Source organism: Dyella sp. M7H15-1, from assembly GCF_004114615.1.
In the GTDB taxonomy this organism is placed as follows: domain Bacteria; phylum Pseudomonadota; class Gammaproteobacteria; order Xanthomonadales; family Rhodanobacteraceae; genus Dyella_B.
On record NZ_CP035300.1, the window covers coordinates 2,693,972 to 2,706,129 of the forward strand.

At 60.7% G+C, this 12,158-nt stretch carries 11 protein-coding genes; 10 read left to right on the forward strand and 1 reads right to left on the reverse strand.

All coding sequences use genetic code 11. The features are described from left to right. Positions 1–109 precede the first annotated feature (109 nt). The 9 genes from fmt (at position 110) to EO087_RS12535 (ending at position 10,528) form a co-directional block, all read left to right on the forward strand. On the forward strand, positions 110–1,045 hold the full coding sequence (gene fmt, locus EO087_RS12495; protein ID WP_128899147.1) for a methionyl-tRNA formyltransferase: 936 nt from the start codon (positions 110–112) through the stop codon (positions 1,043–1,045). Continuing rightward, positions 1,042–2,337: a 16S rRNA (cytosine(967)-C(5))-methyltransferase RsmB gene (rsmB, locus tag EO087_RS12500; protein ID WP_128899148.1), complete on the forward strand. Its 1,296-nt coding sequence runs from the start codon at positions 1,042–1,044 to the stop codon at positions 2,335–2,337. Before fmt ends, rsmB begins: the two co-directional genes overlap by 4 nt. Before the next feature lie 258 nt (positions 2,338–2,595). Then, the gene (locus tag EO087_RS12505) at positions 2,596–4,257 is read left to right on the forward strand and encodes a glycosyltransferase family 39 protein (protein WP_240669047.1); all 1,662 of its coding nucleotides are present in this window, start codon (positions 2,596–2,598) and stop codon (positions 4,255–4,257) included. A gap of 113 nt (positions 4,258–4,370) precedes the next feature. Then, positions 4,371–5,660: an O-antigen ligase family protein gene (locus EO087_RS12510; RefSeq protein ID WP_128899150.1), complete on the forward strand. Its 1,290-nt coding sequence runs from the start codon at positions 4,371–4,373 to the stop codon at positions 5,658–5,660. Next, positions 5,657–6,547 (forward strand): glycosyltransferase family 2 protein, encoded by an 891-nt coding sequence (locus EO087_RS12515; RefSeq protein WP_128899151.1) that lies wholly within the window; start codon positions 5,657–5,659, stop codon positions 6,545–6,547. Before EO087_RS12510 ends, EO087_RS12515 begins: the two co-directional genes overlap by 4 nt. Beyond that, the gene (locus EO087_RS12520) at positions 6,547–7,362 is read left to right on the forward strand and encodes a glycosyltransferase family 2 protein (RefSeq protein ID WP_128899152.1); all 816 of its coding nucleotides are present in this window, start codon (positions 6,547–6,549) and stop codon (positions 7,360–7,362) included. Before EO087_RS12515 ends, EO087_RS12520 begins: the two co-directional genes overlap by 1 nt. A gap of 2 nt (positions 7,363–7,364) precedes the next feature. Further along, on the forward strand, positions 7,365–8,393 hold the full coding sequence (locus tag EO087_RS12525) for a CDP-glycerol glycerophosphotransferase family protein (RefSeq protein WP_128899153.1): 1,029 nt from the start codon (positions 7,365–7,367) through the stop codon (positions 8,391–8,393). Positions 8,394–8,480: 87 nt separating this feature from the next. Continuing rightward, positions 8,481–10,205, forward strand: a complete 1,725-nt coding sequence (locus EO087_RS12530; RefSeq protein ID WP_205744362.1) for a glycosyltransferase family 39 protein — start codon at positions 8,481–8,483, stop codon at positions 10,203–10,205. Next, on the forward strand, positions 10,202–10,528 hold the full coding sequence (locus tag EO087_RS12535; protein ID WP_128899155.1) for a tetratricopeptide repeat protein: 327 nt from the start codon (positions 10,202–10,204) through the stop codon (positions 10,526–10,528). Before EO087_RS12530 ends, EO087_RS12535 begins: the two co-directional genes overlap by 4 nt. Before the next feature lie 171 nt (positions 10,529–10,699). Here EO087_RS12535 and EO087_RS12540 read toward each other — a convergent pair whose 3' ends face one another. Continuing rightward, positions 10,700–11,584: a lipid A biosynthesis acyltransferase gene (locus EO087_RS12540; RefSeq protein WP_128899156.1), complete on the reverse strand. Its 885-nt coding sequence runs from the start codon at positions 11,582–11,584 to the stop codon at positions 10,700–10,702. A 110-nt stretch (positions 11,585–11,694) separates the two neighbouring features. On the opposite strand from EO087_RS12540, the gene dtd reads away from it, so the two are divergent. Beyond that, positions 11,695–12,135: a D-aminoacyl-tRNA deacylase gene (dtd, locus tag EO087_RS12545; RefSeq protein ID WP_128899157.1), complete on the forward strand. Its 441-nt coding sequence runs from the start codon at positions 11,695–11,697 to the stop codon at positions 12,133–12,135. Positions 12,136–12,158 lie beyond the last annotated feature (23 nt).

Below are 12,158 nucleotides of genomic sequence, written 5' to 3' on the forward strand. Positions count from 1 at the left end.
GTTCGCATCTCGTCGGTGCGCCGACTCGACAGACAGCCAGTCTGCCCGCGTCAGTGCCCCTGTGATCTGCGAACAGACACCACCAGTGCCACCTACACAGAACAGATCAGTGCATTCCTTACGCATCGTTTTCGCCGGCACGCCGGAGTTCTCCGTTCCTTGTCTTGAAGCCTGCCGCATCAGCGGTGCGCAGATTGTTGCGGTTTATACGCAACCCGATCGCCCCGCCGGTCGTGGCCGCAAGCTCACACCCAGTCCGATCAAGGAAGCGGCGCTGGCCGCTGGCATGGCGGTGGAACAGCCGGAAACATTGAAAACAGTGAAAGCGCGCGAAAAGCTCGCTGCCTATCGGCCCGACCTGATAGTAGTGGTGGCCTACGGATTGATCTTGTCGCGCAAGGTATTGGCGATTCCCCGGCTTGGCTGCTGGAACGTGCATGCCAGTCTGTTGCCACGGTGGCGCGGCGCCGCACCAATCCAGCGTGCGATTCTCGCCGGCGATGCGGAAAGCGGCGTCGACCTGATGCAGATGGAAGCCGGCCTCGATACCGGCCCGGTGTTGCTGGAGCGCCGCACTCCCATCAGCTGTGACGACACCGGCGGTACCTTGCACGATCGCCTCTCCTTGCTTGGCGCGGACGTCCTCATCGAAGGTTTGGGCTGCGTGCTGGCGGGCGAAGCTTTGTCGGCACAGCCGCAATCCGAAGCAGGCGTGATGTACGCGCATAAGCTGGAAAAAGCCGAAGCACGACTCGATTTCATCCGCCCCGCGCTGGCACTGGAACACCAGGTTCGCGCATTCGATCCATGGCCGGTGGCCGAGGGTGACATCGCCGGCGAAAACCTGCGCATCTGGGCCGCACGAGCCATCGAGCAGAACCACCACGCCGCACCCGGCAGCGTGATCGCCACACAACGCGATGGCATCGATATCGCCTGCGGCGAAGGCGTGCTACGCGTGACCGCACTGCAGCGCGCGGGCGGCAAGCGCATCAGCGCTGCCGACTATCTCAACGCACGTCCTGAACTGCGTCGCACACGATGAACCATACGCGTGCCCTGGCCGCACAGGCATTGGCTGACATTGCTCTGCGCGGTATGTCGCTGCGCGAGGCGATGGAACAAAAGGCCCCCCGGCTTCGCGACCCGCGCGACCGTGCGCTGTTGATGGCCTTGCTCAGCGATGGCGCGCGCTGGTGGCTGCGTTTCGATACAGCACTTGATCGCCTGCTGGACAAACCGCTGCGTCACAAGGAGCCGGAAGTGCACGCGCTGTTGGTGCTGGGGTTGGTGCAACTGGAAGTCCTGCAACTACAGGACTACGCCGCCGTTGCCGCGACGGTGGAAGCCGCTCGCGCACTCAACCGTCCACGCCTCGCCGGCTTGGTCAACGCCATACTGCGCCGCTGGCAGCGCGAACGGGTTGACCTACTGGCCGCACTCGATGCCAAGGTGCAAACGCGTTATGCCCTGCCGCCGTGGCTGGTCAAAGCAATCGCCACGGACTGGCCTGAACAACACGAAGCCGTATTGGCCGACAGCAACCGCGAGCCCCCCCTGATGCTGCGCGCGAATCGCCGCCGCACTATGCGCGATGCGCTAATTGAACTATTGCGTGCCGCAGGTTATACAGCCGATTCACATCCGTGGCTGCCCGACGGCATCGTGCTGCCGCACAGCAGCGATGTCACCCGTATGCCCGGCTTCGCCGAGGGATTATTTGCGGTGCAGGATGGTGCTGCGCAAGTAGCTGCCGAGGTAGCCGACGTGCAGGGTGGCCAGCGTGTGCTCGATGCCTGCGCAGCTCCCGGTGGCAAGGCCTGCCATTTGCTTGAGCGCGCAGACATTGCGCTTACTGCGTTGGAATTCGACGCCACGCGCGCCACACGTATTCGCCAAAACCTGGATCGTCTTGGCTTGCAAGCCGATATACGCATGGGTGATGCGGGTGCCCCCGCCGACTGGTGGGATGGAGAGCCTTTTGATCGCATTCTTATCGACGCCCCCTGCTCTGCGACCGGTGTGCTGCGCAGGCGCCCGGATGTGCGCCTGCACCGCCGCGCCAGCGATATCGAAGCACTGGTCGTGCAGCAGCAGCGCATCCTTGCTGCGTTATGGCCGCTGCTGGCTCCCGGCGGGCGTCTTGTCTACATCACCTGTTCGCTGCTGCGCGCAGAGAACGAAGCGGTGATCGAACACTTTCTCGCCGGCCGCGACGATGCCCGTGTCATCGCCCTGCAACTACCGACAGGACAAGCTGCCGCCGTCGGTTGGCAAATCCTGCCTGGCGATGGGGATCTGGACGGCATGTACTATGCGGTGCTTGAGCGCCGCTGACCCTCATTCTTGCGCAACCCACTCCCTCTCCCCTTCGGGGAGAGGGTCGGGGTGAGGGGCCAATCTTGCGACCACATTCACCAGCTCTGCCCGCTTTATTAAAAGAGACACCACGAAATAATGGGACTTACGGTCAGCACCGCCCCTCACCCCAACCCTCTCCTCGCTCCTCAAAGCCGAGCACATCCATGTGCTCTCCCCGCGTGCCCCGGAGGGGAGAGGGAGCTAAAAGCAGAACGCCGTCAGTTCTGGCTACTGATGTTGTACGCCATCCTGATGCTCGGCATGGGCATCGGCCTGCGCGATCCCTGGCCCTCTGACGAACCGCGCTTCACCCTGGTCGCCAAACAGATGGTCGAAAGCGGCGACTGGCTGTTCCCGCATCGCGGCACAGAGTTGTATGCCGACAAGCCGCCGATGCTGATGTGGCTGGAAGCGGCCAGCTTCGAAGTCGTGCGCAACTGGCGCATCGCCTTCATGCTGCCGTCGTTCTTGTCGACGCTGGGCGTATTGCTGCTGATTTACGACCTCGGCCGACGGCTGTGGAATCGCAAAGTTGGCATGTATGCGGCGATGGCCGCACTGATGTGCATCCAGTTTGTGTTTCAGGCCAGGCGCGCACAGATCGATCCCCTGGTGGTGTTCTTTATCACCGCCGCAAACTGGGGGCTGCTGCGACATCTGCTGTGTGGGCCGGACTGGAAGATGTACTGGTTCGGCTGTTTCTGCGCAGGACTTGGCGTCATCACCAAAGGTGTGGGTTTTCTCGCGTTGTTCATGCTGCTGCCCTACCTGTGGGCCACCGTCCGCCAGTGGAACGGCGTTACCGTCATGGGGCCCGGCGCATGGTGGCGCTGGTTGCTCGGATGGGTCGCCACCCTGGCCGCCATCGGCGTGTGGCTGGTACCCATGTTGTTGGCCGCGCGATCCCATGTCGACAACCCGGCTTACGCGGCTTACGTCAACAACATCCTGTTTCATCAGACCGCCGGGCGTTACGCGCACGCGTGGCATCACATCCAGTCGACGTTCTATTACCTGCCGATCATGCTGTACGCCTGGTTGCCACTGTCGCTGACCTATCCCGGCAGCGTCCTGCGCTGGTGGCAAGCCCTGCGCGCGAAAGACGCGCGCATTTTGCTGCCGCTGGGCTGGATAGTGTTGGTGCTGCTATTTTTCAGTGCCTCAGCCGGCAAGCGCGATGTCTATATCCTGCCGATGTTGCCGATGCTGGCGCTGATCACCGCGCCTTATCTGGAAGCCATGCTATCGATGCGCTGGCTGCGCGTGCTTTGTACGTTGTTCCTCATCGTGACCGGCGGCGCATTGCTTGTGCTTGGCGTCTACGCACTCGTCTCGCATCCAACGTTTGCCGCCAAACTCGCTGACGACCGTGGTTTCGATGGGCCAGCGGATAGCCTGTGGTGGATGTGCATCGTGATCGGTGCAGCCCAATGGCTGATGCTGGCACTGTTTCGCGTGCGGCATGCGCAGTGGGCGGTTGCTGGCGGCATGCTCGCGCTGTGGATCGTGTGCGGCCTGTGGGCCTACCCCTTGCTCAATGACAGCAGCTCGTCGGTGGCGCTGATGCGACGGGTGAGCGCGCACCTTGCGCCACAGGACGAACTCGGCATGGTCGACTGGAAGGAGCAAAACATGTTGATGCTCGATCGGCATGCCACGGACTTTGGCTTTACCGCGCCCACCTCGCAGCAATTTACGCGCGCCGTACATTGGCAGGCCGCCGCGCCGGCAACGCGCTGGCTGTTCGTGCAGGAATCTGCGATGGGCGATTGCGTGGACCGCAGCAAAGCGATTGACGTCGGCCATGCCAACCGGCTCAACTGGTGGCTGTTCAAGGGTGATGCCGTCACGTCAGGATGCATGCCAGGCGCGGTGACGAACGAGGACGCTCCATAGCCCCAAACACAATCCCAGGAAGCCGTACAGTCCCCTTCAGTTAAGATGCGATCCCATTGTGGTAGAGGACTACCACGCTATCGACCTACCCCTCCCTTTCGCCGCTTGTTTTTATGGATACTCCGAAAAGCGAATCGCTTCGCCTACGTCAGGCAATCCTGCTAGCCGGCCAATGGTGCGCGGTAGCCAGTCTGTTCGTGGTGCCCATCAACAAGCCGGCAACCAACGTGGCTGTTTTTCTCAGCATTCTTTTTTCCTTGCTGGGGAGTGACACCCGTCAGCGCTGGCTCGCCGCATGGCACAGCCCGGTTGCACGCGGCGTGCTCGCCTGGTGGGGCGTACTACTACTGAGTGTGCTGCATGCGTGGTATGCGACGGGCCGATTCCCGGCCACGGGAATGGGAACGGCACTCTGGGCCTACCTTTATCCCTTGGCGTTTGCCTCACTGCTGTACACCAGCACATGGCGCAAACGTGCCATCGGGGCTTTCGTTGCCGCCATGACGCTGGTCCTGCTCATTTCGTACGGCATGGATGCGGGGTTACTCCCCCAGCGCGCAGTCGTGCATACCTCACCGGACATGCGCAACACGGTATTCAAGGAATACACCCAGCAAGGTCTGGATACGCTTGTTCTCGGCTGCATAGCATTGGCGTTGGCGATCACGTCCACCGTTAAACGGACCAGGGTCGTGTTTGTCATCATCGCCGTGGCGGCCCTCGCCAACGTAGCCTTGGTCATTCAAAGCCGCACCGCCTATATCACGCTGATTCCGGTGTTGCTGTATGGGGGTTACCGGCTACTGAGCCTATCGGGCTGGAATAAAAAACAGATCGTCTTGACGGGCGCGGCCATGGCGATGGCGGGCTTGATCATCTGGAAGGCTTCGCCCATTCAGGACCGGCTTGTCAACGCCATTCCCAGTGAAGTCGCGCAATACGAGCAGTCACACCAGGCAACCTCTACCGGCATTCGCCTTGAGTTATGGCAACACACGCTTTCCATTATCAAAACAGCTCCGTGGTTCGGGCACGGTTATGGGCAGTGGATTCCTCTTTATGAGCAGTCGATCGGTCACCAGCCCAACGCCAACCAGTTCATGGAAGGCCACCCGCACCAGGAAATGTTGTTGATTGCGTCGGAGGAAGGCGTACTGGGCCTGGCGTTCTATCTATTCCTGTTGGCTGCCTTGCTGCGCTATGCACTGCGCCTTGCGCTACCCGAGCGAGATATTTACCTCTGCCTTTTGCTGATATACCTGGTTGCAGGGCTTGGCAATTGCCTTTGGGCTGATTTTTCCCATCGTCATCTTTTCATTCTTCTGCTTGCTTGCATTCCTGCGATGCAATCAAAGCCGCAGGCGTCCAGCAAGAGCACAGTTTCCCCGGAACTCACTGCATGAATCCTCTTTCGCTGGATCAGGTTACGGTGGTTTGCGTGACCTACCACAGCCGCAGTCTCGTCGATGACTTGATCCAAACTCTGCAAGCGTTTCCCCATGTCATCGTGGTCGACAATGGCAGTGATGACGGCATTATCGACGTGCTGAAGGAACGGTTGCCCCACGTAAAGTTGATCGCACGCGATGACAATCTCGGCTTCGGCAGGGCGAACAATCTGGCCATGACGCAAGTCCAGACGCCCTACGCATTGCTGCTCAATCCCGATTCCAGCATCGAGGCAAAGGATGTGCTGAAGCTGCTCGACACCTTGTGCACCTACCCAGATGCGGCCGTGGTTGCGCCGCAGAGCTGGCGCGGGGGCAACGTGCCGCAGATGTGCTTTCGGCCAGCTTTTTACGAATACCCGCCGGCCAAGCCTTATCGCGTCCCGGCAGGCACTTGTTGCGCCAAATGGCTGCACGGTTGCTGCCTGCTCCTGAGCACGGAAAAATTTCGCGAGATAAACGGTTTCGACGAATACTTTTTCCTCTATTACGAGGACGATGACTTGTGCTTGCGCTTCCAACAGTGCGGCTACGCTTGTCTGTTCGAACCCGGTGCGAATGCCCGACACAAGGGTGGCGCATCCTCCAGACCATCGTTAAGAACGCGGTTTCTCAAGCACTTTCATTACGCGCGCTCGCGGCATTGGGCGATCCGCAAATATCAAGGAACGGGTGCGGCTCGCTGGTACCTGATCAAGACATTGCTCAGCGCCGCCATCGTTACGCCACTTTATGGCATAGCGCTCCAGCGCAAACATTTTGTCAAATGGGTGGCGTGGGGTTGCTCCGCCTTTCTTTCGGCGGTAAGAAGCAAGCCATTGTTGAGTCATCCCAAGACGTGATGCCCACACTTCCCATCACCCTGGTCGTCATCACCCGCAACGAGGCGCAAAAAATCGGACGTTGCCTCGACAGCGTGCCGTTCGCGGCCGAAAAACTTGTTGTGGACAGCGGCAGCACCGACGACACAGCGGCGCTCGCCCGCATCCATGGTGCGCGCGTGGTGCACCAGGACTGGCTGGGCTTCGGCCCACAGCGAAACTTCGCTGCCACCCAGTGCACCCATCCCTGGATACTCGCGCTGGACGCGGACGAGTACCTTACCCCCGAACTGATCGACGAGCTGCAGCGCAGACTACCCGCCCTGATGGAAAGCGCCGCCGCCGCCGCCATCCTACGTCGGCACCTCATCTACATGGGTGGACCGATGCGTTGGTACCGCCCGGCAGTCGGCGAAAAGATGGCCCGTTTCTATCATCGAGACCGTGCCCGCTGGAGTGATGTGCGGGTGCATGAGTCACTGCAGTTCAAGGGTTCGTCGACCACCTTCAAGGCCCCGTTCCTGCACGACAACAATCCCAGCCTGGTCGAAAAGCAACTCAAGGTGCTGCTTTATTCCGAGCTGAAGTGCCGCGATTGGCTCGATAAGGACAAGTCCGCGCGCATGTGGCAGACACCGTTCGTGTTTGCGCTCGCCTTTTTCAAGGATTACTTCCTGCGGCTGGGCTTTCTGGACGGATGGCGCGGCTACGTCATGGCGCAGACCGCCGCCAGTTACGCTGTGTACAAGCGCATGCGCTACTACGAAATGCGCCAGAATCCCGCCTCCCGCGACGCCGCCGCTGCGGCACTCACGCGCAGCGGACTGGATCAATAACCATGCCGAAAAAGCACTACCTACTCTACGGATCGGAACGCTATGCGCTGGCCATCCTGCGCCCCTTGCAGGCGGCTATCCGCGCACGTGGTGATGAACCCGCGTGGTTCTTCGATGGCCCTGGCGCGGAAGACCTGGCCGAAGACGAGCGGCTGCTCAGCGTAGCGGAGGCACGCCGTTGGAATCCGATCGCCGTCATCACGCCTGGCAATCATTTGCCGCACTTCTTTCCCGGCGTGAAAGTGGAAACCTTTCACGGCTTCAATGCCGGCAAGCCGCGCCACGTCTATATCCGCGGCTTCTTCGACCTGTATTGCACCACCGGCCCGAAAGATACCGCGCAGTTCGGCGCGCTCGCCCAGAAGCTTGGCCATTTCACCGTCACCGAAACCGGTTGGCCCAAGCTCGATCCTTTTATGAAGGAGATCGCCGGCCCGCTCTCGCCCGTGCGCAAACCGTCGGTGATTCTGTATCACTCCACCTTCTCGCCATCGTGGAGCGCCGCCGAAACCTTGTACGAGGAAGTGAAACGCCTATCGCGTGATGGCCGCTGGCACTGGATCGTCTCCTTCCATCCCAAGATGAGTCCAGAGACGACGGCCAAGTTCAAGGCACTGCAGAACGAATACCTCACCTTCGCCGAGAACGACAACATCCTCGATCTGTTCCCGCAGGTGGACATGATGTGCTCTGATACCTCTTCGGCGCTGAGCGAATTCTTGCTGACCGGCAAACCCGTGGTGACGTTCAAGAACCGTGCACCTGGTGCGCAGTTGATCGACATCGACGATCCCGCGCAATTTGAACAGGCCATCGAGCGCGCTCTGTCGCGTCCACCCGAACTGATGCAGGTGATCAAAACCTTCGGCGATGCGATCCACCCCTATCGCGACGGACGCTCCAGCGAACGCGTATTGGATGCCATCGATGCATTCATTGCTGCTGGTGGTTGCAACCGCAAGTCCAAGCCTTTGAATTTCTGGCGCAAGTTGAAGCTGCGCCGCCGCATTGGATACTGGGGTCCGGCTTGACAGCCAAACCCATCACAGCCAGTTCACCCCCATAGCTCAGTAGAATCTCGACCACCCAAAGCGGATGGCCTCTTAGAACTCGTGCCCATGAAAAGCTATCGACGATCCGAAGACCTGCGCGCCCTGTGGCCATGGTTGCCGCTGTGGACCCTGGGTGCGTTGATCGCGATCTTCTCGCATGGGCCGATGCCCCTCTATTCCACCCGCACGCTGGCGGTGGCATGGGAGATGTGGCACGAACATCACTGGCTGGTGCCGCATATCAACGGCGAGCCCTACAGCGAAAAAGTGCCACTGCTGTTCTGGCTGATCCATGCGGGCTGGTTCGTGTTCGGTGTCAGCGACGTGTGGCCGCGTGTGCTGGAAGTGATCTTCGGCGCCACGCAGCTTGTGCTGGTATCGGTGCTGGCCCGCCGCTTGTTTCCGAATCGCCCCTGGGTAGCGAAAGCGGCGCCTTGGATGTTACTGGCACTGTCGTATGCCTTTCTGTTTGGCTTGCAGATCATGTACGAAGTGCTGCTGGTCGATTGCGTGCTGGGTGCCTTGCTCTGTCTGACACCGAAAACCCGCCGTGCCGAACCGCGCTGGTTGCTGTTCGGGTTGCTGATCGGTGCCGGCCTGCTCACCAAGGGACCGGTGATGCTGCTGCACATCGCGTTTCCCTGGTTGCTGGGCCCGATGTGGAACGACTGGGCCCGCGAAAACCGCCGCCGCTGGTACACGTGCGGGGGCCTGGCGATGCTGCTCGGCCTGGCGATGCTGCTGGCCTGGGCAATTCCTGCCGGTTTCAGCGGTGGCGATGCCTACCGTCACCGCCTGTTCTTCACGCAAACCGCCGGACGCGTGGTGAAGGAGGTACAGACGGATCAGAAGCTGCAAAGCCATCCACGCTGGTTCGGCTGGTACCTGGTATGGCTGCCGATGCTGCTGTTTCCATTTAGTGGCTGGCCGCGGGTATGGGTGGCATTGGGTGCGCTGCGCAAGCCGCTGGATCACGGTCTGCGTTTTGCGTTGTGCTGGTTGGTGCCCTCGTTGGTCGTGTTCTCGGTGATCAGCGGCAAACAGTGGTACTACCTGTTGCCGGAATTCGCCGGTTGGATGCTGTTGCTGGCGGGCGCCATTGCCGTGCTGCGCGAGCGGCACGGCAAGCTGGCTGACAACTACTGGTTGGGAAGCTGGCCGCTGGGTCTTGGCAGCATCTTTTTCGCCGGATTCCTGTTTGCCTTGCCCTACCTGACCCAGGGACATCACCTGCACAACGATTGGGTGGAAGGCGCCGCGTCCTATAGTCGCACCTTCAGCGTGATATTCCTGCTGCTCGGCTGCCTGCTGCTGGTGCGCGGACGTGGCGAAATGCGCCGTGTGGCGATTGCCGGCTTGGTTGGCGTGTTGGCACTCAATACCTTGTTCACGCTGACGCTGTGGCGCAAGTACGACCTGACGCCAGCATCGACTGTGATTGCCACTGCCGAAGCCGAAAATCGCGCCATCGCCATCGAGGGCAACTACGAAGGCCAGTTCCATTTCGCCGGACGACTAAGCCAGCCGATCACCGAGCTGTGGGACGGCGAAGCGATGCAGGATTTCGCGAGGAAGCATCCGGACGGCCTGATCATTACCCATCCGGACAAGCTGGAATCCTCCGCCTTGCGTTATGCCGTGTTGGTGCAGCCATTCCGCTCGTCCTGGGTGGAAGTGTGGCCGGCGTCAACGCTGGCCGACCTACGCGCGGGACGCACCCCAGACGAACCTTCGCAACCGCCAACGATCTTTCCTGCCCCGACTGCCCTGCAATACGGTTCGCAACCATGAATGTCGCCCTGATTGCCAGCCTGCGCGCGCAATGCAACGGCCCGCGCGACGGTGCGCTGCTGCGCTTCTCGCTCGGCAACGCTTTATTGGAACAGGGTGACCACGTTGCCGCGGTAGAAGAACTTCGCCGCGCTGTGTCCTTCGATCCCCACTACTCTGCCGCGTGGAAACTGCTAGGCAAAGCCTGCCTAGCCCATGGCGACACCTCCAGCGCAGCGAACGCTTGGCGACAAGGTATCGACATTGCGCGCGAGCGCGGCGACAAGCAGGCAGAGAAAGAGATGACGGTGTTTTTGCGCCGGATCGAAAAGGCCGATTCGTAATCTCGCCTGCTAGTGTGGTGTCTCGCAAGTAACGCGAACAAATTCCGGCGTCTTTCGCCGCGATCCTGCGTTGCTCGTCGTCGCCATAGCGCCCACTATGACTCCTCCTCGCGCCTTGTCTCGCGACGACATCCACTCGGAATTTATTCACGTTACTTGCGAGACACCACACTAGTGATCGTAAGGACTCGGCTGCTTGCCACCCGTATACCGCTTGTAATGCCACTGGTATTGGGCGAACGCGAGGTTCACGCAATTCTCCACGCCACGATTAAGTGCCGTGCAAGCACGGCTTAAATCAGCATCGGTCAAACCTTCTGGCGCAGGTAGGAAGTGGATGCAATAACCCTCGCCACGTGGCACGCGTTCGGCAAAGGCAAACAAAACGATGGAACCTGTGCGCGCGGCAAGTCGTGGTAACAACACCATCGTGGTCGCCTCGCGCCCAAAGAACGGAGCCCATTCGCCTTCGCCTGAACGCGGCTTCTGGTCTGGCAGAATGCCCACCGTACCGCCGGACGCCAACCGCTTGTACAAGGGCCGCACCCCAGCGCCCTCGGCCCGCACCTGTTCCGGCGCCAGCGCGCCGCGCACCTTGCGCAGCAGCGGTTCCACCGCGGCAATGCGCGGCGGGCGATAAAGAATGGCCATCGGCGTCTTGCGGCATAGCCAATAATTGAGCAACTCCCAGCACCCCAGGTGCGGCGCCGCGATGATCACACCCTTGCCGGAAGCCAGTGCGGCATCAAACAAGGCTTCGCCACGCACTTCGCGCACCAAGCCCAGTGCGCGCTCTGCACCCGCGCCCCAGATTTTCACAATCTCGGTGAAGGACTTACCGCTCTCCATCAGCGCTTCGCGCACCAACGCCGCCCGCGTCGGCTCGCCAAGATCCGGCCGGGCAATCGACAGGTTCACCGCCGTATCGCGTGCCATCCTGCCGTGTTGCTTCAGCGCCAGCAGTCCAAGCCCTGCACCCACGGCCTGCAACCAGCGCAGGGGCAGCAGGCCGAACAAGCGCAGCAGCAGGTAGATAAGGTAGATATCAGGGCGCATAAGCGAGGAGTGAGTAAAGAGAAATGAGGATTAAGCGTCGCGAACCTACGATTGTGCCGTAAGCTGACTGCATTCACTCACTTCTCACCCTCGCCACTTAACTTCTTCCCATGATCGCCCTGATCCAGCGCGTCCTGTCTGCGCGCGTCGATGTCGACAACGAAACCGTAGGAACGATCGGCGCGGGCCTGCTCGCCTTGGTTGCCGTGCAGCCGGAGGACGGCGAGACGCAAGCCAAGCGCATGCTGGAACGCCTACTTGGCTACCGTGTATTTTCGGACGAGGCCGGCAAGATGAATCGCTCCCTGTCGGATACAGGTGGTGGCTTGTTGCTGGTCAGTCAGTTCACTCTGGCCGCCGATACACGCGCCGGCATGCGTCCCAGCTTTACCAGCGCCGCATCACCGGAACATGGGCGCCGCTGGTTCGAGCGGCTGGCGGCATTGGCAAAATCTTCGCATCCAACCGTGGAAATAGGTCGCTTCGGCGCCCATATGCAGGTACATCTGGTGAATGATGGTCCCGTAACGTTCTGGTTGGATGTGCCTTAAGGCAACGCGCGAACGAATGGCCC